Below are 24,891 nucleotides of genomic sequence, written 5' to 3'. Positions count from 1 at the left end.
TTAATCTTCATTTATTGCATCATATTCTAAAGAGGCATTATTTATATATTTATGAAATGTTTCTATATAAAATCCTGTTTCTCTGTCGCCTTTCAATTCCTTTATGGCTGTAATATCATTATCATCAGTATCAAATTGATATATCCTAATTTTATCTATATCTATAGTGTCATCTTCTGTATATGAATACTCTTTTAATATTTGATTTTTTTTATTATCATCTTTCATACTGTTAAGAACTGCCATATTATTTATATGTTCCAATATTGTGTCGCTGTGAGTAGATATTATAATATTTCTTTTTTTATTAACTAAGTTTATTAATATACGGGCTAATTGTTTCTGCAATTTTAAATGCAATGATAATTCTGGCTCCTCAATAAATAAATCCCCAAATATATTGTAATATTTCAAAAATAAATATAATGGAGCAACTTCTGTAATAACAGCAGAGCATAAATGCATAGGTACTTTTAAATCTTTATTATTCGGCTGATAATACATAGCATTTGTTTCTTTATTAATATTAATTTTACCTTTTAGTATATTATTTTCAAGTATTTCTATTATATCTTTAAAGTCTTCACTTTCTTCAAAATTATAAGACAAATCTATTAAACTATTAATAAAATCTATAATAGGTTTCTGAAATAAAGTTTTTTCTTTTTTATCTCCAATACTAAATTGATGCATATTTGATATTTTTGATAATTCTTTATATGTTAATAAAAAACCTGTTCTTGATGTTGGTAAAAATTTTAATTCAAAAGAAGAAGAATTATTTTCTAATATATTAGAAAATATATTTCTCATTATAAAAATATAGTCGATACTATCATCATTTCCTATTTTTAATATAGAAAAAGAATTTAATTTACGAATAAATAGAGATTTTTTAGTAATAAAAATATTAAATAAATAATTTGAATTATCAAAATATATACTTTCTAAATTTATTACATTATCATTATCATTAAAAATAAATTTCAAAATTTCTATTTTGTATTTATTTAATAATTTGTTTAATAATTCATTAAATAAATTAATTTCATCCTTTTTTAAAAGAGACAATTTTTTATCAGCATCTTTATTTATTAAAAGACTATCAGTAACTACATTATCATTTTCTATTTTCTCATTTATTTTTACATATTTATCAACAATAATTTTAATTTTTTTATATTCTTCCAAGCTGTAAATAAAATCCTTATCTTGAAACATAATATCAGCAATAGCTTTACTGTATTCCATCAAACCGTATATCAATGTCATCAAATAGCTTTTTCCGCTATTATTATCACCTATAAACAATATAAAATTAGAAAGCTCTATTTCTGCCTCTTTAATCTTACCGAAATTTTTAATTATTAGCTTGGAATATGACATTTTCAAAATACCTTTTTTAATTTATATTATTTTATAACAGAATTTTATCTTTAACAAGTATTTTAATATCAAAACAGAATTAAATAACTTAACATAATATTTTTATATAAATTCTATAAAGCAATTTTTATAATTACCGAATATATAATATCAATAAATTTATAAATTAGGGAGTGTATTATATGGTACGTTCTTTATGGACAGCAGCAAGCGGTATGAATGGTATGCAGTTTAAAACTGACACTATCGCAAATAACCTTGCCAATGTTAACACTATAGGATATAAAAAAGTAAGAGCTGATTTTGAAGATTTAATATATCAAAACTTAAAAATACAAGGCACACCAGCTACAGAAGATACAGTAAGACCTGTAGGACTTCAAACAGGACTAGGTGTAAAAAGTGCTTCTACACAAAAAATGTTTGATCAAGGTTCTTTACAGGCAACAGGAAATAAACTTGACTTGGCATTGGAAGGAGAAGGTTTCTTTCAAGTATTAATGCCGGACGGAAGCGTTTCATATACTAGAGACGGATCTTTCAAAATTGATGCTAACGGTCAAATGGTTACTTCAAATGGATACAGACTAGTACCAGAAATAGTATTTCCAGAAAACTTTTTGGTAGAGCAAATATCTATATCAAGAGAAGGTGTTGTATCTGTAAAAATAGGTGATGAAAATGATCCTGTAGAAATAGGTCAAATTACACTTCATAGATTTATCAATCAGCCCGGACTTCTTTCTATAGGCGATAACTTATATAAAGAAACTATAGCAAGCGGTCCTGCTTTTGAAGGTGAACCTGGTGCTAACGGATTTCCTAGAATACATCAGGGATTCGTTGAAATGTCAAACGTTAAAGTAGTTGATGAAATGGTTGATATGATTGTGGCACAAAGAGCGTATGAAATGAACTCTAAAGCAGTACAAACTAGCGATAACTTGCTTGCAACAGTTGTAAACTTAAAAAGATAATTTTTTTAATAACTAGTAATTATATATTAAGAGGTCTTGATTTTATATTATTCAAAGACCTCTTTTCTGTATATATTTCCGTATGAACTTTCATCTTTAACATAAAGGCTAACCATATTTGTATATTCATATCTTATACTTTCTGCATAAGATTCTCCGTATTCATCGTAATTATTTCCGGCATTATAATATCTTAAAGACTTTATTATATCACCATCAAATCTATCTAATAGTTTATCTATAAATCTTACACCAAGTATAATATTATCTCTTGCATTATATCTGTTTAGTGAAGGATCTACATCTTCATTAGCAATGGGTGTTATCTGACAATATCCGTATGCATTTTTTTTGGATAAAGCTGTAGGAATAAAGCTGCTTTCAACTTTTATTAAAGCAACCATTAAAAGAGGGTCTACATTATAGTTAACGCAAACATCAAACACATCTTTTATAAACCAAAAGTCCTGATTATAATGATTTGAAACATCTTTTATTAAAGTAACCCAATCATTAGAAGGAAAAGAATAATCATTTATATTAAAATTATGCGTTTCAAGATTTAAATTACAAAGAAATAAAACCAATATTATAACCGTTCTTTTCATACACCCCCCTCTTAGCTAAAATATGCTTATATATAAACTGCAAAAAAGATAATTATTATATACTTTAAAATTAACATTTTTTTCAAAAATGTCATAACAAAATACAATTTTTTTACATTATCTTTAATATTTTTATACATTTTTTACAATTTAACAGAGCCTTCAAAAGAGTATCTAGCCTCTCCTCTCATAAATACGCTGTTATTTTCATATCTTAATATTAAATCGCCCCCCAAAAGATGATTAAGTATAATATTATCTGTTCTTTTACTTATAAATCCGGCAACACATACAGCTGATGCCCCAGTACCGCAGGCTAAAGTTTCGCCGCTTCCTCTCTCCCAAGTTCTTTGCTTAACCTCACCCCTATTTATTACTTCTACAAACTCTACATTAGTTCTGTTTGGAAATATAGTGTTGTTTTCAATATAGTTTCCTATATCAGCAATATCCATATTAGAAACATCATCTACAAATATAACTGTATGAGGATTTCCCATAGAAACACAGGTAAAATAATATGTTTTACCATTAAAAGTTATAGGCTCATCTATTATCACATTTTTATCTATAGTAGTAGGTATTTTTAAGCCCTCAAGTATAGGAGAGTCCATATTTATTTCAACGCTATCAGCTTCATTATCTTTTATAAAAAGTTTTGCGTCTAATATACCTCTCAAAGTCTCTATTTTCATAGGGTTATTTTTACTTATTCCTTTATCATAAGCATATTTTGCCACACACCTTATACCATTACCGCACATCTCACTTTCAGAGCCGTCATAATTAAACATTCTCATTTGAACATCTGCTTTATCAGAAGGCATTATAAGTATAATCCCGTCTGCTCCTATAGAATAATGTCTATGGCTCAATATAGGGGAATATTTCATAGCATCTTCTACTGTAAACTTTTCTTTGAAACAATCTACATAAATATAATCATTTCCTATGCCATGCATTTTTGTAAAATTCAATATCATAATAAAAAAACCTTAAATAATTTATTATATTCTATAATATAATCAAATTTAAGTAAATGTTTTATAACCATAGCTTTTTCATTTTTGTATGCAATTAAATTTAAATGTATAAATTTATTTATGCTGTATATATTTCAGGCATATGCCCAGTTTTATTTTATATTGATGAAACATTACTGCAATAACTATACTGTATTTTTAATTTATAAGCAATGTCATACTATATTCATAATATTTTAAAGCATAAAATAATATTTATATATTTTTAATTTGTAATAACAAAAATATAAAAAGCTCTGATATCTTTATAAGATACCAGAGCTTCAATCTATTAATAAAAAAATCTACTCTAAAGTTACAACGTAATTCCATTTAGGAAGAGGATATCTTCCAGTTTTTCCAACGGACATTCCATTAGCATCAGTAATTTCAGCCTCAGCATATAGTAAATATCTGCCTTTAGTAAGATAGCGGCTTCCTGATGACATTCTTCCAGCAAAATAGAACTGTGTCTGAGCCTGACCATCAAGTACATATATTTTAGGCAAATAGAATACTAAATCTCTGCTTAATATATTGTAATTGTTATCTATTTTTCTAGCATACACTCTTATTTTAGCATATCTTGCTTCAGGAGGTGTTTTTACAGCCAAAGTTATTAAAAGAGGATTATTTCTGCTTGCCACAAATCTGTCATTATAGTTTATAATGAATGAACTTATTCTAACAGATTGATTAGTATTATCATCTAATACTGTCATTGCATTATTGTTCGGTCTTAAAGTATTGGAAGTGGTTACCAATACTGTATTTTCTGTATTATAAGTATAAGCAGAACTTCCTCTATTATTATTTGGTTTTGAAGAAGGAGGTATATCCGGTATATTATTTGTATTTACTTCATACAAACCATTTCCTGACAGATTTATAGAAGAATCTTTATTTGTCTGAACATTACTATTAGTATTATCCGGTGTTATTGTATTATTAGTTGCTAAGAAGTCTTTTTCTTCAGGTGTTATATCTTCGCCGAATATATCATCTGTTGTAATTGTATCTTCAGGCATACCATTTGTTTCATTTTGTGTAAAATCAAATATAGGTATATTTCTGCTGCTTAGTATGCTTTTTGCAATAAAGAAACCTGCAGCTAGAATTACAAGAACTATTACTATAATGATAATTGGTTTTAATTTTGCTTTCATTTCGTTAGACATAAAATTCCATCCATGATTTTATTTATATATTAATTTTTCGGTAAAATTAGAAATTGTTTAATAAAAAAAAGAATTTATTGTATTATTTGATAAATAAAATTAATCCCACAAGAAACTTTTTAATTCTTTGGATAAATTAAGCCCCGCAAGTTTCTTAATAGCTTTTATCTGAATCTGCCTTACTCTCTCACGGGTGATATTCAATTCTTTACCCGTATCTTCAAGAGTTTTTGCTTCCTTTCCATACAAACCAAATCTTGAAATAATAACTGTTCTCTCTTTTTCATCTAAACATTTTAAAGCTTCAGTCAATGTATCTCTGAGACTGTCCATAAATGCCTTTTGATGAGGAGAAGGGAAGTTTTTATCTTCTATTATAGAAGTCATATCATTATTATCAGAGTTTTTAAAAAATGAATCGACACTTGCTGTATCCTGAGTGAATATCATTATATAAGAAAGAGTTTTTCTGTCTATCTTCATCTCTTTGGCTATTTCATCAGTAGTAGGCTCACGTCCTAGCTTTTGAGTTAAAACTTTTGAAGTTTGTATGCTTTTTTTTATTAATCTAGCTATATGCATAGGAAATCGTATAATATGCCTTTTGCTTGATATTTCTTTTACTATGCTCTGTTTTATCCACCAAACACCGTAAGTAGAAAATTTAAACCCTTTTTTATATTCAAATCTTTTTACTGCCTCTATAAGACCAATATTGCCTTCATCTATAATATCTATAAAAGGTACTCCGCTGTTATAGTATCTTTTGGCTATGCTTATTACCAATCTTAAATTTGATTTGACAAGTTTATGCTGTATAGAATCAATTTCTTTTTCTAAAGATTCAAGCTCTTTTTTTGATTCTTCATCTTCTTTTTCTAAAAGCAAAGCCTTTTTATCTCGGCAGACTTCAAGACGCTGCCATAAATCCAATTCTTCTTCCTTAGAGAGTCTTCTTATTTCACCTATTTGCTTTAAATATACGCTCACAGGTCCTTTATACTCTTGATTAACATCTTTTTTTAACAATTACTTTCCCTAAAATACAAACATTTTATAACAAAAACAGAAAATCTTTATAATAAGAATATAAGATTTTCGTAAATTGTCAAGCAGTATAATTAATTTTTACTAATTATAAAGGACAATCATATATAGGAGCATTCCTAACATTTTCCAAATATTTTATAAATATATGGAAAATTATTGGATCTATTTTTATATTATTTTCCAAAAAATTTTCATACATAAAAGAAATAACTTCATTTGGTATATTCCCTATCTCTTTATTTTTTGAGAATTTCATATACAAACTATCATAAGAATCTACTATTTCTAATACCTTAGCCGGAAAATATGATAAGGCTAATAAACTATTAATATCACTAGGATCATAAGTTAATATATGTTCTATATTATTAAAATTTTTATTGGCAAACTGCTTATTATACATATTCATAAATATTCCGTATCCAAATCCATAATATTCATGATGAAGTCCTACTGTAGTATACGTATATTCATTTTGTGCCATACAGTATTTTAAAAGATTAAAGCCCAATATAGCATGTGTGTCTCCTTCATTATTTTCAATAATAGGAATATTAGGCAAAACATCTACAAGAGCTATATCATGCCAAAATGCCGCCCTTGCATAATATTTTATTTCATTTTGTTCGATTTTTCTAAATCCTACTCTTGATATATCTTCTATCCTATCTGCCTTAGTAAGAAGATGAAATTTCATTCCTATATCATTGAAAAAAGAATAATATTTTCTTCTATAATCAACCCTTAGTTTTGAAGCTATGCCTCTTGATATCTCCTCATTATAGTAATGAAGAAATTCAACCATCATAACAAAAACTCTGTTGCTGTGCGATATGACATTATCATCGATGAAAGAAGATAAATTATTGAATATGCCAAAAGTTTCATACTCTTTTTCAAGCAAATTAACTATAGTACCTATAATATCAGCAAATATAAGATCATCTTTCTTAACATTCTGATAATCTTTTAAGCTGGATATGCTGTTTTGTTTTATATAGTTCAAATGATATATAAGATTTAAACGTTCTATAATACCTATATCTGTTAAAATATTTCCTATTAATTTGGCAAGCTCTAAATCTAATTTACTTTGAGAAATAAACATTTTCAATTTATTAAATAAATTTTTTAAATATTCTATTCTTTCAACATGCCTTATAGATATTAATTCTTTGAAATGAGCATTATAATATTCTTTATCCGTTTCAAATATACAATTTTTATATAGCTTATAAAATATATCAATATCATGTATATCTGCATGCTGTTTATTTAAATCTATACTCTCCTGTGTTCCAATAATATTACTGAACTGTTTATTTATATAAATCGTGCATTTATCAAGATAACTGTTATTCTCTAAAGATTTAAAAACTTCTTCTGCTTTATCGTATGGAATAAAACTTAATATACCATCTCACTAACAAGTATAATATCAAATTGTTTCTCTATTATACTATTAATACAGGTCTTTATATGTGATAATGTTACAGACATATATTTTTTTAAATCTATTATCATAATAATTACCCAAAAAAGAAATTAGATATTTATATATTTTATATTATTTTTTATTAATTACCAGATTATTTTAATTTTTTTAATTATTATTTTACTGATATTTAATTGATATTTATAAAAATTTTTGTTATATTTATATAAGTAAGTGCAATATGTATAAAATAATTACAATAAATGCAATGATTAAAATATTTTTTATAATAATACTTATATTTTTACTTTTATGTAAATATTTAGTTTCATATATTAAAATATTGTATAAAAAAAACTTTATTAAATATTATTTTAATTATAATAATATATCTGCAAAGTATAAATTAAATAAAATATATGAAATTATAATAAATTTTAATTCAAATAGTACATTGAATAAAATAGTAAAGTAATTTTTTTAAATACACAAAAATTGTATAGAATTGTATAGAAAAGAACTTTATTGAAATATAAAGACTGATATTATAAAAATATTATTAATTTAGATAATTATATATTTTGCAGAAATGCTAATATAAAGAAAACATAAAATATAAAAACAAGAGGAAACATGAATAAAAAAATAATACTGTTATTTTTTATAGCGGCGGCGGCAGTATACGCTGATGAAATATATATTGCACCAAATCAACTGCCGAATAATATACTTCAGTTTGTAAAAAGTTATTTTCCAAACAATTCCATTATTTATGCTGAAATGGACAGAAAAACTTATGAAATAGCTTTGGATAACGGAGTAGAAATAGAGTTTTTTAGAAATGGGGATTTAAAAGAAATAGAAGGAAATTACACTGCATTACCTTTAAATATACTCCCGCAGTATGTAGCAAATACTGTATTAAAAACATATCCAAATAATGTGGTAACAAAAATAAAAAGAAAATGGAATCTTTATGAAATAAAGCTTAATAATATGATGAAACTTTATATAGATTCAAATAATGGACAGCTTCTAGGTCAGAAATTTGATGATTAAAATATTAATATATTGGAGATAGTATGATAAAAAGAAATTATATGATAGTATTTCTATTGCTTATAATATTAACTGCTTCTAATAAGCTGTATCCAATAATGATAAGACATGGGCTTGATTTTAATATTAATGTACCAATAGGAATGGGGATAATGATTCCGCATGGAAACATTCCTAAATATGAGCCTACAGGAAATGAAGTAAATTTTCAAAGCGGTGTTGGTATAGGATTAGGATATTATTTAGGAATAAGTGATTTAGTGAGTATGAGTTTTTTAGGTACTTTTTCTTATTCATATAATAAAACAAGTATACATAAAAATAATGTAAATATTAATTATATTTATGAAGCTAATTCTATCACTTTTGGAGGAATGCCCAAAGTTTATATAGGAGATTTTTCTTTGGGACTTGACATAGGAATAAGACTATCTTTAGGACCAGGTCTTACAATACAATACAAAGGAAAAGATTACTCTTCAAATGGTAAAAGTACTCCAAGAACATATTTAAAATTTTTAGCTGATTATAATATATTCTTCAGAGAGGATATGGCTATAGCTATTGGATTATATCTAGGTTATGATTGGGGATTTAATCTTAATAACGTTGATCTGCCTGAGATTACAAAAGGAGAGGCATACGGAAATTTAGATTTAGGAATACAAATAGCTTATAGATATGCATCTTTCTTTAGATAAAAATACAAAATTTTAAACCACGAGTTAAATTTACTCTAAAAATAAAAAGACAGTTATAATTATAGTTGTTGCTATAAATTTATTTTAACGCGTGCAGTGCATAAATAAAAAGCATTTGAGCGGATGTGAGTATTAAATATAAATAAAATTAATAGGTCAAATAAAGCTATAAATTTAAAAGTGGAGATTTAAAATAAATTACAAAAAATAAAAAGACCTAAGTATTGAAACTTAGGTCCTTTATTAAAGTTTTTGATAAACTAACTATTTCTAATCAGTTATCAATTTTAATTAATTAAACATTTTTTATAACTTAAGCATTAATTTGCTCATTCTGCTTGCAAATAATTTTGGGTCTTCAAGAGGAAGTCCTTCAAGTATACATGCCTCATCATATAAAAGCTCGCTGTACTCTTTGAAAAGCTCTGAAACTTTATTTTCATTGTATTCTTTTTCTATAGCCTTGAAAACATCATGAGAAGTATTAATTTCTAATACTCTTTCCGGCTTCATACCAAACATATTATTTCCAGTTTCAGCCAAAACTTTAGCCATATTAAAGCTGATAGAATCCTCTTTATTTGACAGACAAACAACACTCTCTTTAAGTCTGTTAGTCTCTCTTACTTCAGCAACTTTATCAGCACCTAATACATCTTTTATAGCATTAAGAACTTCTTTGCTTGCACTGTCTTTGTTTTCATCTTTATTTTCAGAATTATCAGCTTGAAGTATAGAGTGAAGTTTAGTACCGTCAAACTCTCTCATCATACTAACCATAAACTCATCTACTCTGTCAGTAAAATATAATACTTCATAGCCTTTCTCTTTCATTCCTTCCATATGAGGAAGTTTTTCTATAGCTGATTTATCTTTGGCAGCAGCATAATATATAAACTCCTGACCTTCTTTCATTCTTGATTTATATTCTGCTAATGTTGTATATTCTCCTTCTGCTGTACTAGAAGATTCAAATAACAATAGATTTGCAAGTTTATCTTTTTTACTGAAATCAGAATATATTCCTATTTTGATAGATTCACCAAACTCTTTAAAGAATTTCTCATATTTTTTTCTGTCATTTTTAAGCATATTTTCCAAAGTATCAAGAACTTTCTTTTCAACATTAGAAGCTATTCTTTTTAATTGAGTGCTGTGCTGCAAAATCTCTCTTGAAATATTAAGTGAGAAATCTGGAGAATCAACTAATCCTCTTACAAATTTTAAATACTCTGGAAGTAAGTCCTTACATTTACTCATTATAAATACATTTCTTGAATAAAGTTCAAGTCCTCTTTCAAAATCTGGGTGAAGGAAATTGAAAGGAGCTTTTGAAGGTATAAATAAAAGTGCCGTATACTCTATAGTACCTTCAGCTTTAGTATGTATAACCTCAAAAGGATCAGCATAATCATGAAAATGCTCTTTATAAAACTCATTATACTCTTCCGGCTTAACATCGCTTTTTGATTTCTGCCATATACTTATCATAGAGTTAATAGTTTTCTCTTCATACTGCTGAACTTCTTTTTCGTCTTTTTTAGGTATAGGCATGTCCATAACTATAGGATAATGAACATAATTAGAATATTTATGTATTAAACGCTCTAATGTATATTTATTGCAGTAATCATCATCAATAAAACCTTCTTCCTCTAATTTTTCATCTTTTCCTTTTAATTTTAATATAATTTTAGTTCCTCTGTCTTGTTTATCAATATCTTCCACAGAGTAAGAACCGTCTCCGTTACTTTCCCAGCGTACGCCTTTATCACTGTCGGCATGCTTTGTCTCTATTACAATATTATCAGCAACCATAAAAGCAGAGTAAAAACCAACTCCGAACTGCCCTATCAAATCAATACCGCTTTCTTTTGATGCTTCTTTATCTTTCTGTATTCTTTCCAAAAATGCTTTAGTACCGCTTCTTGCAATAGAACCTATATTATTGATAACATCTTCTCTAGTCATACCGATACCGTTATCCTGAATGGTTAGAGTTCTGTTTTGTTCATCTGTATCTATTTTTATTCTTAAATTATCTATGTCTGGGTATTTATCGCCGTTTGTTATAGATTCAAATCTTGCTTTATCTAATGCATCGCTTGCATTTGAGATAAGCTCTCTTAAAAATATTTCTTTATGAGTGTATATAGAATGCACCATTAAATTTAATATTTGTTTAGTTTCGGCTTCAAAATTTAGTATTTGTTTTTCTGCCATAATATAAACTCCTTAATTTAGTTATTTAAAATTCTTTAAAGGTTAAAGATTAAATATAAAAGTATTAAAGTGAATATATAAAGTCTAAATATATAAAAGTTTGTGAATATTTTATAATTATAATAAAAATTTAAAAAAAAGCAAATATTTTATTACAATAAATTTTAATTATTTATATAATATTTTATATACTATATATATCATAATAAGATATTTGGGTAAAAAAATGTATACTATTATAGAACTAATACTTCCTATATTTCTTTTAATAGCATTCGGTAAAATATTAAAACATTTCAATATAATCAGTAATGAAGGAATAAAAACTATAAAAAATTTAGCAGTTAATTTATTTCTTCCATTCACTTTTTTTAATATCATTATCCATGGTACATTTAATAAGGATTCTATAGTATTAATAATATCTGGATTTATAATTATATTTTCTGCATATTTGTTAGGATTCTTGTATAAGCCATTATTTACAGATGATATAAAAAAATATGTTCCTTATACAAATACCTGTATTGAAAGCGGAATGTTTGCTTTAGCTATGCTCAATATGATTATAGGAAAAGATAATCTCTTTCAAATAATACAAATGGATATGGTAAATAATATATTTGTTTTTACAGTAGTTACAACAGGATTGACTTTAATATCTGGAAATAAACAAAGTGCCAAACAAATAATAAAATCTATATTCCAAAGCCCAATAATAATAAGCCTTATATTGGGTATAATAGGTGCTTTATTTAATTTTGGAGAAAAAATTGATAATTCAAATTTTGCATCTACATACAATAGAATAATATCTTTTTTAGCAGAGCCTTTATCCCCTATGATATTAATATGTATAGGTGCCGAACTTGAATTTGAAATAGATATATTCAAAAAAGCAATTAAATTATTCTTTGTAAGATTTGCTACTATGGCGGTATTAATATCATTGGCTTTATTTGTTATGTCAAAAATAATCACTGTAAATTCAATTCTTGTAAAGTCTATGATTATATATTTTCTATCTCCATCGCCTTTCATACTATTAATGTATACAAATAATGAAAAAATTAATAAATTCATATCTGGTTTTTTATCGCTTCAAATTATAATGTCATTGATATTCTGTATAATCATTAGTTTTATTTAATTCTTATTTTATTAGCAATAATAATAAAAATAATAAATTTTTCAAAAAAATGTTAGAATATACTAACAAAACTGTTGACAATTTTTAATCTATATGTTAGAATAGTCTAACAATAGGAGATTGAATGTTTGATAAATTAATTATTGACCATTGTGCCCCCACTCTATCGGGTATAAAAATAGCTAATATATTTACTTATGAATATAAGTTTAAAGAAGAACTTAATAAAAAAATTTCTTTATACAACAATATTCTAAACAAAAGAGGTATAAATGTAGCTGTTATAAAATATTATAATAATAAGGCTGTAGTTTATGTTTATAACAAAAAAGCGTTAGAAAATTATTTATCAGATGATAATATTTTTAAGTTTTTGAAAAATTACGGATATAGGTCAAAAAATATATATGAAAGCATAGGAATTTTAAAAAGAAGAATGCAGTATTCTAAAACTTTTCCTCATGAAATAGGTATATTTTTAGGTTATCCGCTTATAGACATAAACGGCTTTATAAATAACTATGGAAAAAATAGTTTATATACAGGATATTGGAAAGTGTATCATAATAAAAAAGAAGCTCTAAAAACTTTTGATAATTATAATAGATGCAGAACTTTTTATATAAATACATTTTTAAGAGGAAAGGGCATTTTGGAGATAATGGACGATTACAAACTTCATTCTTTATAATAATAAAAATTATTATTTATTACGTAAGGAGGTAATAATATGAGTAATAAAATAGGAATAATATATTGGAGCGGCACAGGTAATACTGAATTAATGGCTCAAAATGTAAAAAAAGGTGTGGAAAATGCTGGAGGAGAAGCTGATATTTTTAGTGTATCAAGTTTCAATGCGGCAAATATAAATAACTATTCAAAAATAGCATTAGGCTGTCCTGCTATGGGAGCAGAAGTTTTGGAAGAGTCTGAATTTCAGCCTTTTTATGATTCCATAAGAGGAAGTTTATCAGGAAAAAAAGTTGCTTTATTCGGTTCTTATGATTGGGGCGATGGCGAATGGATGAGAAATTGGCAGGAGGATGTAAGTTCGGCAGGTGCTTCTTTAGTTAAAGACGGACTTATCGCAAATCTCACTCCAGATGATAATGCTGTAAGTGAATGTGTGAGTTTAGGCGAGGCATTGGTGAAAGCATAAATAAAAATAAATCCTAAAACAAAAAAGAGGCATTAGCTTATAAAAAAGTTAATGCCTCTTAATTATTTATTAATTAAGATTATAATATCCGTAACCTAATTTACCAAGATCATTCATATTAACATTATCATGCTCAAATATATATTCAACATCTGATATTTCTCCTGTATTATAATCCCGCTCAGGAGTTTTTTCTGAAAAGTTAGTAAGATAAAAATTAATTGTATTATTATTTTCAACTATATTAAATTTATAATAATTAACATATTGATAGCTAGTAGAATAACGAGCTATTTCAAATTCAAGCATATTATTAGTAATATTAGAAGATATATAATCTATTTCTGAAGATGCACTAATGGGATAAAAAGCAGAAACAAAATCTGCCTTATTATTATTTAGTTTCCATATACTTATATAAACATAATCCTCCGAATCTTGTTTTTCATAAAAACTTTCATCATCAATATTAAAAGTATATACACTAGAAATATAATATTTATTTCCATTTATGTTAATTATATCATTATATTTATTTGTATATACTTTATAAGCATCTAAAGTTTTTATAACATATTTATCTATATTAGTGTAACTATTATTTTTTATATCAATAGAAGCAGAACCTATTACTTCTGTTTTTGTATTTTCGTATTTTGTTTTTTTATCAGATTTTGTATTAGCGGCACATAATACAAGCATGACAATAGAAAGCATAAGTGCCAAAATAAATTTATTCATTTAGAATATCCTCCATACTCATTTTTTGTAAAAAATACTAAAAATTTTTAAGTTTGTAATTTTTTGTTTTCATTAATCAAATTTAGTTTTTATTCTTTTTAATTAAAATTGTAATACTCATAATATTTACCAATATCATTAATCATAATATTAATAACAATAGAAAACATAATTACAAAAGTAAATTTATTCATTTAGAATATCATCAATACTTACTTTTTCAACACAAGGTTTTCCAATAGATTCTAAAAATACAAAATTGATTTTATCATCACTTCTTTTTTTGTCAAGTTTAATAGCCTCTTTCAAATCTATATTATCAGGTATAGCTATAGGCAAAGAAAATGCTTTTAATATATTTTTAGCTCTTTCTAATATATTTTTATCTTTTGTTATAGATTTTTTAATGCCGTACTCTATAGCAAAAATCATACCTATAGCAACAGCCTCTCCATGAAGCAGCACACCATAACCTGCAGCATTTTCCACACTATGTCCTATAGTATGACCGAAGTTTAAAAACATTCTCTCTCTCTGCTCTTTATAATCTATTTCTACAATATGAGCCTTTAATTCACAGTTTCTTTTAAGTATATAATCCATATCCAATTCAGCATTATTATAACAGTGATCCTCTATAAGCTCTAAAAGTTTTTCATCAAATAAAAATGCATGCTTTATCACTTCAGCCATTCCTTCATTGAACTCCCTTTTAGGAAGGCTTAATAAAGTATTGCTGTCTATTATAACGAGTTTAGGGCTGTGAAAAGCTCCTACTAGGTTTTTTCCTTCTTTTATATTAATACCAGTTTTACCGCCAACAGAAGAATCTACACATGCAAGCAATGTAGTAGGAATCTGCACAAAATCAATACCCCTCATCCAAGAAGCAGCAGCATATCCAGCCATATCCCCTATTACTCCTCCGCCTAATGCTATTATTATATCTTTACGGCTTAATTCGTTTTTGGCAAGAGAAGAGAAAATATCAATTATACTTTCTATATTTTTATTAGGTTCTCCATTTTTAAGAACGCATACAGAAGTTATAATATTTTCTTTTTCCAAACTTTCTTTTACAGTGTCAGTATAAAGTTTATCTACTATATCATCTGTAACTATTAAAGCTCTTTTTCCTCTTAATATATTTTTTACTAATTTGCCTGTTTCTTTTATTAATCCCTTTTGAACTAAAATATCATAGTTAATATTTATATCATTTTTTATTTTTACTTCTGCTTTATTCATATTATTTTATTCCTAATTATTAATTATTATTAATGATAACTTCTTTATTATAAAGTATTTTAAAAAATAAAATAGATGTTATAAATAGTAATTTATTAATTATTAATATATAATTTAAAAAAAATAAAAAAGAGTAATAAATGATAAAAAAAATTATAGTGCCTATTATTATATTTATATTGTCTCTAAGTTTTATGATTTCTTTTTCAATATTAGGAAATATATCAAGAGATTGTTATATATCTGATATATATATGTTAGAAGAATCAAACACAATAAGCGGTGAAAAAATATTTAGATATTTAGTTAATATACAAACTAAAGATCCAATATTTAAGCAAAGCGATTTATACTATATATTTTTAAATAATAAAAAACTTCCATACTATATAAAAGAAGTAATTAGTATAAAAAATGGTGATAAAAAATAGAAATATTATCATCAGAAAAATTAAATAATAATAAAGAATATAAGGCAGAATATATACTTAAGCTCAAAGAAGAAGTATATATGATATGCATAATAATATGTCTTTTTATGATATCAGTAATTACCGCTATATTAGTAAAAAATATAAAATATAGAGCATTATTTTTATATTTATATTTCTTTGTATTTGCAGTAATAAGCAATGTTTTTTTAAAATTATCATTCAACTACATAGGTATATTTTTAGTAATATCTTTTTATTTTATATTTAATATTAAACAGCCATTTATAAAAGAGCTTATGTTAAATAATAAGTATAAATTTCTAATAGTTATAACAATATCTATATTAGTAGGAATAGCAAATATATTTATTATTAATTTATACTATCCTTTTGTAGGTGAAGATATTAGTATGATACTTCCAAGAGCATATTCTTTATTAACTTATGCTGAAAATAATGGTATTTTTAATATAGAGTTTGCATCTCCATTATTTGGTGCAGGATTAATATCATACCCCAATCCTCAGTATGACCAATTTTCTATATTTTATTTTTTAAGATATATAATGCCTTTTTGGAAAGCATATTTATTATGTACACTTATATTTTCTATAATAGGTTTTATATCATATTATTGTTTTAGTAAAGAGGTACTAAAATTAAACTTTGAAATATCTTTAATGTCATCAATACTTTTTTCTTTTACAGGATATTATATATATCATATAATGGTAGGACATTGGGCTTTTTTATATCATCCTCTTACAGCATTAATAGTATATCTTTCTTTCTCTGACAAATTTAATTATATTATAAGAATATTAATAAATGCACTATTATTTTCAATGATGCTATTTGGCGGTGCTATGCAAACAGTATTTTTCTATACTTGTTTTACACTAATTGCAGTTGATTCTATTTTATTTAAAGCAAATAAAAAATTTATATATCAATGTATTTCTATAATAGCTTCGTTTTTATTATCTATAATATTATCAATGTCTAAATTTATAATGTCTGTATATTTTGGAAGGCTTATAGAAAGAGGAGAACAAGGTATACATACCAATGATCCAATATACATTACAAGAAATATTATCAATACTTTTTTAACACCTATTCAAAATATTATAAGCTATACAAGAGATTTTAATAGTCTTATTTGGGAGAGAGATATAGCTATGCCTGTTTTTATGATTATATTAATTGCAATTATGATATTTTATAATTTAAAAAATTCCTCTTTAGAAGAAAAAAAAGAATTTATAAGAAAATATAAATTTAATATTATATTTTTACTAATATTTATTTATTTGTACTGTGATTTATTTTTTGCAAATGGTATTATACGTTCTAGTTTCACAAAATTAAGATATGTAAATTTACATTATAGAATATCAAGTTCTTTAATAATACCCATTGTTATGATATTTTCTATACTATTTAACAAGTTTAAATTCAATAATAAAAGCAATATGATTTTATTCATAATATTATCAACTTCTATACTATATTCATATAAATTTATAAATATATACAGTATTAATAATAATTTTAAGGAAATTAATATAGATTTTGATAATGATGTATTTATGGCAATAAAAAATAATCATAGTAAATATAAAGTAACATATATAAATAATAAATCAGAGATTAATAATATGATGGATTTTACAAATGATAATTATAAATTAAATACATCAAGACTTCCCTATGAATCTATATATGGATATGGATTAGAAACTTTCAAAGCAAAAGAAGAAGGCTCTCCATACAAAATAATTGACGGACGATACAATTTTACTGATCCTAGAAGTTTAATATTTTTTAATGATGATTTTCCCCAGTTCAGCGGATTTTCTACTAATGATACTGAAAAGTTAGATAATTTTTTAAGTTTTAAAGAGGTGAAATGGGAAGTACCAAAATATTTTATAATTTCTAATTATATAAGTGCCTTTTCACATATCATAGTTATTATTATTTTAGCATTGTATTTAGTCATAAAATATTTATCAAAAAGCAGGATTTAATAAAAATAAAATTATATTACTTGACAATAAAAACTATTAAACTATAATTTAAAAGCAATATTAAAGGCATTAGGAGCATTTACAAATGAAGAAATTTTTTATTTTATTATTTATATTATTATTATCATCTTCTCTTATTTTATACACACAGAAAAAAAACAATTCCATAGGTGTAGCACTTTACAGGTATGATGATAATTATATGAAATATTTAAAACAATATATAGAAAAAAATATAAAATCTTCCTTGCTTATAGTTGACTCTTACAATAGCCAATCTACCCAAAATGCCCAGATAGAAATGCTTTTAAAAAAGAATGTTAATTTACTTGCTGTTAATTTAGTAGATAAAAGTCAGGCACAAAAAGTAATAGACAAAGTAAGCATAAAAAATACACCTATAGTATTTTTTAATAGAGAACCAAATCCAGAAGTTATGAACACATATGATAAAGTATGGTATATTGGAGGCACTAGCGACGAGGCTGGAATGGCTCAGGGCAGAGTAATAGCAGAAAGCTGGAAAAACAGACTTAATTGGGATAAAAATCAGGACGGAAAAATACAGGCTGTTATAATAAAAGGAGACATTAATGACCCTGACACAATAAAGAGAACAGAATACATGAAAAAATATATATCATCAAACAATATAAGAATGGATATATTATCCGAAGTTTCTGCTATGGGAAAAAAGGATAATGCATCAAAAGTAATGGAAAATCTAATTGCCAAATATGGAGAGAAAATAGAATATATTATATGCAATAATGATTATATGGCATTAGGGGCATTAGAAACATTAAGAAAATTAGGACTTAACAAAAACAGCAGAATGCTTAACTATATACCAATAATAGGAATAGACGGCATACCAGAATGTTTAGAAGAGATAAAAAATTACGGTATATTTGCTACAGTGCTTCAAAATCCAGCAATTCAGGCTGAAGTATTATCTTCTATATCAAGCAATATAATAAACGGCAAATCACCTTTAGACGGAACACATTTTAATTTTTATAATAATAAATATGTTATAATACCGTATATACCTGTAACATTATCTAATATAGAGAGAGCCATAAAAATATATGAATAAAATATAATTCTTAAAGTTATAATCTATTTATGTTTAGGTTTATTGATAAAAATAATAATAATAAATTACAATTTTTACATATTTTTATTTGACTTATAAGTTTTTTTTTAATAAACTAAAATATAACTACATAAAATAGGAGCTTTTTATGAATAAAGCAATTTTAACATTTATGATTATATCACTATTTTTATTAATCAGCTGCACAAATAATACAAAAAATTCTGACGATGAAATAGAAGTCGGAATTACAATATATAGATATGACGACAGCTTTATTTCCTTTATGAGAAGAAATATTGAAACTATGCTTAATGGAAAGGCAAAATTTATAATGAACGATTCGGAAAATGATCAGGTAAAACAAAATGATCAAATAGATGCTGCTATTCAAAGAAATGTCAATGCTTTAGCTATTAATTTGGTAGATCCAGCATCAGCAAGTTTTATGATTAACAAAATTAAACCTGCCGGAATACCTGTTATATTCTTTAATAAAGAACCAAGCAAAGAAGATATGTTAAGCTATGATAAGGCATGGTATGTAGGTACTTTAAGCGAAGAATCTGGAAATATGCAGGGAGAGATAGTAGTAAAAGCATGGAATTCAAATCCTGCTTGGGATAAAAACGGGGATGGAAAAATACAATATGTTTTATTAAAAGGAGAAGCAGGACACCCTGATGCCGAAGCTAGAACAGAAAGAATAAAAGCCGTATTAACTAATAATGCTATAGAAATAGAACAATTAGATGAACAAACAGCTAATTGGGATATACTTCAGGCTCAGACAGCTGCAGATGCTTGGATAGAAAAGTACGGCAATAATATAGAGTTTATATTTTCTAATAATGATGCTATGGCTTTAGGAGCATTAAAATCTATTCAAAAACAGGGATATAATATAGGCGATAATAATAAATTTATACCTATAGTAGGAGTAGATGCCATACCAGAAATTATAGAAGAAATAAAAAAAGGAACAGTAGTTGGTACAGTTTTACAAAGTCCTAAAGATCAGGCCAAAGCAATAGTTGATATGCTTCTTAATGCTGCTAAAGGACAAGATGTGCTTGCAGGAACTGAATATAAATTAGACGAGGTAAAAGGAGTAAGAGTACCATACAGAGCTATTACATTAGAAAATATTAATGAGGCATCTGAAGCGTATAAATAAAAAACATTAAATTTACATAATAAAGTTTTAAATGTTTTATAAAATACAAAAAAACAATTGTAGGAGCATATATGGAGAAAAGAGTTCTATTATTACTAATAATTTTAGCAAGTTTTATTGTAATTTCTTGCTCAGATAAGAAAACTAATAATAATTTTATAGGAATTACTATATATAGAACAGATGATCCATTTGCTAACAGTTTAAAGAATAATATAGAAAAATTCATATCAGGAAGAGCTAAATATATAGTAAATGATTCTCAAAACAATCAAACTACACAGAATAGTCAGATAGATAATTATATTTCAAAAGGTGCTAAAGTTTTAGTAATAAATTTGGTAGACACTCAGGCAGCACAGGATATAGTTGACAAAGCTAAAAACAGTGACACTCCTATAATATTGTTTAACAAATCCCCAGACCCTTCAGTTATGAATAGTTATGATAAAGTATGGTATGTAGGTACTTTAAGTGAAGAAGCAGTCAATATTCAGGGTAAAATTATTGCAGACAGCTGGAAAGCAAACCCATCTTGGGATAAAAACGGAGACGGTAAAATTCAATGTGTAATTCTTGAAGGAGAACCGGGGCATGCTGATACAAAAATCCGCACAGAAAACCTCATTTCATTTATTGAAAACAGCGGTATAGAATTAGAAATCTTAGATAAAAAAACGGCTATGTGGAATCGAGATAGAGCTAAAAATATTGTAGACTTTTGGATGTCCAATCATAATGATAATGAAGATTCTGATACAAAAATAGAGTATATATTTTCAAATAATGATGAAATGGCATTAGGAGCTTTAAAATCTGTGCAGGGATTTGGCTATAATAAAGGCGAATCTAATAAATTTATCCCAATAGTAGGAATAGATGCTATCAATGAAACTATTAAAGAAATAGAAAACGGCAATATAGTTGGTACAGTTCTCAATGATAGTTTAACTCAGGCAAAAGCAATTTCTGATTTAGCAGTAAACTTATTCAAAAATGAAACTTTAAATCCAATATTAGGTACTATTTGGACATTAGATAATACAAAATCTGTAAGAGTACATTACAAACCAATAACTATTGAATTTTCAGATGAAATCAACTAAAATATATAATAAAAAAGACAGCTGATAATAATATTGGCTGTCTTTTAATAATTTTAAATCTATTAAGATATTATTGAAAAAATTAGTTAATTTTAAACTTCTGATATAATATTTTAAATATTGGGTAATCAGCTATTTTAATACATAAATATCAAGTTTTTTTACAAAATGAAGTGTAGTTGGAATATGCTTATTTTTATTACACTTAAGTAAAACCTTATCAAAAAATAACTGCAATTTCACATAATAAAACATATAGTCATTCAAAACTAAAACTATAATAAAAAAATGCCGAATTAAAAATATATAAGTGTTAATAATTTTGAAACAGATGTAATATAATTGTCAAAATGTAAAAAATTTGTTTTGACTTGATTTAAGAAAATAAATTTATATACTAGTTAGATAGAGAATATTAATTAATTTAAGGAGTTTTCTAACATGAAAAAATCACTTATCGTTATGGGAGCATTATTAATAATGTCTTCTATTTTTGCAGTATCATGCGGCGGCAATTCTTCTTCATCTGCAGCATCTGCTGATGGTCCTACTATAGGAGTAACAATATATCGTTATGATGATAACTTTATGTCTTTCTACAGAAGAAACATTGAAAGCAGAATCAATGGAAAAGCTAATTTAATAATCAATGACTCTCAAAATAACCAAGCTCAGCAAAATGACCAAGTTGATGTTATGATTCAAAAAGATGCAAAAGCATTAGCTATTAATTTGGTTGATCCTCAAGCAGCTCAAACTATTATAGATAAAGCTAAAGCTAAAAATATACCAGTTATTTTCTTCAACAAACAGCCTAGTGCTCAGGCTATGGCTAGCTATGATAAAACTTGGTATGTAGGTACTACTCCTGAAGAATCAGGCGATATGCAGGGAAAAATTGTTGTAGATACTTGGAAAGCTAATCCTACTTGGGATAGAAACGGCGACGGAATTATACAGTATGTATTATTAAAAGGAGAACCAGGTCACCCAGATGCTGAAGCTAGAACTAGTCATGTTACTTTATACATAACTAATAATGGTCTTCAAGTAGAAAGATTAGAACCAGAACAAACTGCTATGTGGGATACAGCAAAAGCTAAAGATATAGTAGATGCTTGGATGCAAAAACATGGCGATAAAATAGAATATATTTTCTGCAACAATGATGCTATGGCTTTAGGTGCTTTGCAGTCAGTACAAGCTTTAGGATATAACAAAGAAGGCGATACTACTAAATATATTCCTATAGTTGGTGTTGATGCTATTCCAGAAATGATTAATGAAATCAAAAAAGGAACTGTAGCAGGTTCAGTACTTAATGACCCAGTAGGTCAGTCTCAGGCTCTTGTAGACATTACTTTAAATGCTGCAGCTGGAAAAGATCCGTTAGACGGTACTACTTGGACTTTGGACGAAGTAAAAGCTGTTCGCGTTCCTTATGTTCCTATAACTAAAAATAATGTAAATGTTGCTGAAGAAGCATATAAATAATAAATAATTTTATTATAATAAACAGGGATATTAATCTAATATCCCTGTATTATTATAGCAGAGTAAAATTTCAATTATTAAAGGTTTTTAATATATGGATAATAAAAAGATTGTTCTTGAAATGAAAGGTATTTCAAAGTCTTTTCCCGGTGTTAAAGCATTAGATGATGTTAAGCTCACTGTAAGAGAGGGAGAAGTAGTAGCTCTTATGGGTGAAAATGGAGCTGGTAAATCTACTTTAATGAAATGTTTGTTTGGTATATACCGCAAAGACAGCGGAGAAATATATTTAGACGGCAAAGAAGTTAATTTTACATCACCTAAACAGGCTTTAAATAATGGTGTGGCTATGGTTCACCAAGAGCTTAACCAAGTTAGACAGAGAAATATACAGGATAATATATGGCTTGGTAAATATCCGACTAAGATGGGAGTTATTATTGATGAGAAGAAGATGTATGATGATACTAAAGCAATTTTTGATGATTTAGAAATACCTCTAGATCCTAGAACAAAAGTATCTACATTATCTGTATCAGAAATGCAAATGGTTGAAATAGCAAAGGCTGTTTCTTATAACTCAAAAATATTAGTATTAGATGAACCTACTAGCTCCCTCACAGAAAAAGAAGTAGCAAAATTATTTAAAATCATAAAAAAACTTCAAAGCAGAGGTGTAGGTATGATTTATATATCTCACAAAATGGAAGAAATACTTCAAATATCTGATGAAGTTACTATAATGAGAGACGGTAAATATGTTGCTACTACTCCGTCTAAAGAATTAACCACTGATATGATTATTAAGCAAATGGTAGGAAGAGATTTAACTAATCGTTTCCCAGAAAAAACAAATACGCCTGCTGAAAATATTTTAGAAATAAAAGATTTTACAGCATTTTATCAGCCTTCACTTAAGGATGTTAATTTCAATGTAAGAAAAGGAGAAGTATTTGGTATAGCTGGGCTTGTTGGTGCTAAAAGAACTGAAGTATTAGAAAGTATATTTGGTATGCGTACTTTATCTTCCGGACATGTTATAAAAATGGGTCAGGAAGTTAATAACTCCTCTACTAGAAGAGCTATAAAAAATGGTTTTGCTCTAGTTACGGAAGAGAGAAGACAGACTGGTATATTTAGTATGCTTTCTATTAATTTTAATTCTACTATAGCAAATATAGACCATTACAAAAATAAATTTGGATTTTTGGACAATAAAAAAATGCATGAAGATACTAAATGGGTTATAGACAGTATGCAGGTAAAGACCCCTTCTGAAAAAACAGCTATACAGTCATTATCAGGAGGAAATCAGCAGAAAGTTATTTTAGGAAGATGGCTTTTAAGCAAGCCTGATATATTAATGCTTGATGAACCTACAAGAGGTATTGATGTTGGTGCTAAATATGATATATACAGACTTATTATTGATTTAGCTACCGTTGGAAAAGCTGTAATAGTTGTAAGTTCAGAAATGCCGGAATTGCTTGGAATAACTGACAGAATCATGGTTATGAGTAATGGAAGAGTTGCTGGTATAGTTGAAACTAAAAATACTAATCAGGAAGAAATTATGGCATTGTCTGCTAAATATTTATAATTTTAAAA

Annotated in this window: 22 protein-coding genes; 13 read left to right on the top strand and 9 right to left on the bottom strand. The window is 26.3% G+C overall.

Features of this window, described 5'->3' with window-relative positions:
- Positions 1 to 1,386 (bottom strand): AAA family ATPase, encoded by a 1,386-nt coding sequence (locus tag BMUR_RS11750; RefSeq protein ID WP_013114758.1) that lies wholly within the window; start codon positions 1,384 to 1,386, stop codon positions 1 to 3.
- A 182-nt stretch (positions 1,387 to 1,568) separates the two neighbouring features.
- Between BMUR_RS11750 and flgG the strand changes: the two genes are divergently transcribed.
- Positions 1,569 to 2,363 (top strand): flagellar basal-body rod protein FlgG, encoded by a 795-nt coding sequence (flgG, locus tag BMUR_RS11745; RefSeq protein WP_008726144.1) that lies wholly within the window; start codon positions 1,569 to 1,571, stop codon positions 2,361 to 2,363.
- A 47-nt stretch (positions 2,364 to 2,410) separates the two neighbouring features.
- Here the strand turns inward: flgG and BMUR_RS11740 are convergent, their stop codons facing one another.
- From BMUR_RS11740 to BMUR_RS11720, 5 genes are all read right to left on the bottom strand, one after another.
- On the bottom strand, positions 2,411 to 2,971 hold the full coding sequence (locus BMUR_RS11740; RefSeq protein WP_013114757.1) for a lytic transglycosylase domain-containing protein: 561 nt from the start codon (positions 2,969 to 2,971) through the stop codon (positions 2,411 to 2,413).
- A gap of 143 nt (positions 2,972 to 3,114) precedes the next feature.
- Positions 3,115 to 3,954 carry a diaminopimelate epimerase gene (dapF, locus tag BMUR_RS11735; RefSeq protein ID WP_013114756.1) on the bottom strand — a complete coding sequence of 280 codons (840 nt, stop codon included), beginning with the start codon at positions 3,952 to 3,954 and terminating at the stop codon, positions 3,115 to 3,117.
- 344 nt (positions 3,955 to 4,298) lie between these two features.
- Positions 4,299 to 5,171 carry a hypothetical protein gene (locus tag BMUR_RS11730; RefSeq protein ID WP_013114755.1) on the bottom strand — a complete coding sequence of 291 codons (873 nt, stop codon included), beginning with the start codon at positions 5,169 to 5,171 and terminating at the stop codon, positions 4,299 to 4,301.
- Positions 5,172 to 5,270: 99 nt separating this feature from the next.
- Positions 5,271 to 6,200 carry a sigma-70 family RNA polymerase sigma factor gene (locus BMUR_RS11725; protein ID WP_013114754.1) on the bottom strand — a complete coding sequence of 310 codons (930 nt, stop codon included), beginning with the start codon at positions 6,198 to 6,200 and terminating at the stop codon, positions 5,271 to 5,273.
- A gap of 106 nt (positions 6,201 to 6,306) precedes the next feature.
- A complete protein-coding gene (locus BMUR_RS11720) occupies positions 6,307 to 7,329 on the bottom strand; it encodes a hypothetical protein (protein ID WP_013114753.1) in 1,023 nt (340 codons plus the stop codon).
- Between the two features lie 960 nt (positions 7,330 to 8,289).
- Between BMUR_RS11720 and BMUR_RS11710 the strand changes: the two genes are divergently transcribed.
- Together BMUR_RS11710 and BMUR_RS11705 are read left to right on the top strand one after the other, a co-directional pair.
- On the top strand, positions 8,290 to 8,715 hold the full coding sequence (locus tag BMUR_RS11710) for a PepSY-like domain-containing protein (RefSeq protein WP_013114751.1): 426 nt from the start codon (positions 8,290 to 8,292) through the stop codon (positions 8,713 to 8,715).
- 23 nt (positions 8,716 to 8,738) lie between these two features.
- On the top strand, positions 8,739 to 9,416 hold the full coding sequence (locus BMUR_RS11705) for a hypothetical protein (protein ID WP_013114750.1): 678 nt from the start codon (positions 8,739 to 8,741) through the stop codon (positions 9,414 to 9,416).
- Positions 9,417 to 9,722: 306 nt separating this feature from the next.
- On the opposite strand, the gene htpG is transcribed toward BMUR_RS11705, so the two are convergent.
- A complete protein-coding gene (gene htpG / locus BMUR_RS11700; RefSeq protein WP_013114749.1) occupies positions 9,723 to 11,639 on the bottom strand; it encodes a molecular chaperone HtpG in 1,917 nt (638 codons plus the stop codon).
- Between the two features lie 226 nt (positions 11,640 to 11,865).
- Between htpG and BMUR_RS11695 the strand changes: the two genes are divergently transcribed.
- The 3 genes from BMUR_RS11695 (at position 11,866) to BMUR_RS11685 (ending at position 13,951) form a co-directional block, all read left to right on the top strand.
- Complete coding sequence (locus tag BMUR_RS11695) at positions 11,866 to 12,789, top strand: AEC family transporter (protein WP_013114748.1); 924 nt, start codon at positions 11,866 to 11,868, stop codon at positions 12,787 to 12,789.
- A 124-nt stretch (positions 12,790 to 12,913) separates the two neighbouring features.
- Entirely contained in the window at positions 12,914 to 13,480 is a 567-nt protein-coding gene (locus tag BMUR_RS11690; RefSeq protein ID WP_013114747.1) for a DUF3793 family protein, read from the top strand.
- Positions 13,481 to 13,519: 39 nt separating this feature from the next.
- Complete coding sequence (locus BMUR_RS11685; protein ID WP_013114746.1) at positions 13,520 to 13,951, top strand: flavodoxin; 432 nt, start codon at positions 13,520 to 13,522, stop codon at positions 13,949 to 13,951.
- Between the two features lie 69 nt (positions 13,952 to 14,020).
- On the opposite strand, the gene BMUR_RS11680 is transcribed toward BMUR_RS11685, so the two are convergent.
- Both BMUR_RS11680 and aroB read right to left on the bottom strand, forming a co-directional pair.
- Positions 14,021 to 14,692: a hypothetical protein gene (locus tag BMUR_RS11680; RefSeq protein ID WP_013114745.1), complete on the bottom strand. Its 672-nt coding sequence runs from the start codon at positions 14,690 to 14,692 to the stop codon at positions 14,021 to 14,023.
- 186 nt (positions 14,693 to 14,878) lie between these two features.
- Positions 14,879 to 15,940, bottom strand: a complete 1,062-nt coding sequence (gene aroB / locus BMUR_RS11675) for a 3-dehydroquinate synthase (protein ID WP_013114744.1) — start codon at positions 15,938 to 15,940, stop codon at positions 14,879 to 14,881.
- A 140-nt stretch (positions 15,941 to 16,080) separates the two neighbouring features.
- On the opposite strand from aroB, the gene BMUR_RS15070 reads away from it, so the two are divergent.
- From BMUR_RS15070 to mglA, 7 genes are all read left to right on the top strand, one after another.
- Complete coding sequence (locus BMUR_RS15070) at positions 16,081 to 16,371, top strand: hypothetical protein (protein WP_013114743.1); 291 nt, start codon at positions 16,081 to 16,083, stop codon at positions 16,369 to 16,371.
- Positions 16,372 to 16,451: 80 nt separating this feature from the next.
- Positions 16,452 to 18,407 (top strand): hypothetical protein, encoded by a 1,956-nt coding sequence (locus BMUR_RS11670; protein WP_244833446.1) that lies wholly within the window; start codon positions 16,452 to 16,454, stop codon positions 18,405 to 18,407.
- Positions 18,408 to 18,492: 85 nt separating this feature from the next.
- The gene (locus BMUR_RS11665) at positions 18,493 to 19,506 is read left to right on the top strand and encodes a galactose ABC transporter substrate-binding protein (protein ID WP_013114741.1); all 1,014 of its coding nucleotides are present in this window, start codon (positions 18,493 to 18,495) and stop codon (positions 19,504 to 19,506) included.
- A 148-nt stretch (positions 19,507 to 19,654) separates the two neighbouring features.
- Complete coding sequence (locus tag BMUR_RS11660; protein WP_013114740.1) at positions 19,655 to 20,683, top strand: galactose ABC transporter substrate-binding protein; 1,029 nt, start codon at positions 19,655 to 19,657, stop codon at positions 20,681 to 20,683.
- 71 nt (positions 20,684 to 20,754) lie between these two features.
- Positions 20,755 to 21,789, top strand: a complete 1,035-nt coding sequence (locus BMUR_RS11655) for a galactose ABC transporter substrate-binding protein (protein WP_013114739.1) — start codon at positions 20,755 to 20,757, stop codon at positions 21,787 to 21,789.
- A 441-nt stretch (positions 21,790 to 22,230) separates the two neighbouring features.
- A complete protein-coding gene (locus BMUR_RS11650; RefSeq protein WP_013114738.1) occupies positions 22,231 to 23,283 on the top strand; it encodes a galactose ABC transporter substrate-binding protein in 1,053 nt (350 codons plus the stop codon).
- Positions 23,284 to 23,377: 94 nt separating this feature from the next.
- Complete coding sequence (gene mglA / locus BMUR_RS11645; protein WP_013114737.1) at positions 23,378 to 24,883, top strand: galactose/methyl galactoside ABC transporter ATP-binding protein MglA; 1,506 nt, start codon at positions 23,378 to 23,380, stop codon at positions 24,881 to 24,883.
- Positions 24,884 to 24,891 lie beyond the last annotated feature (8 nt).

Source organism: Brachyspira murdochii DSM 12563 (assembly GCF_000092845.1).
Lineage (GTDB): Bacteria > Spirochaetota > Brachyspiria > Brachyspirales > Brachyspiraceae > Brachyspira > Brachyspira murdochii.
The sequence above is the reverse complement of the archived record's forward strand: the minus strand, read 5'-3'. Positions and strand labels throughout refer to the sequence as shown.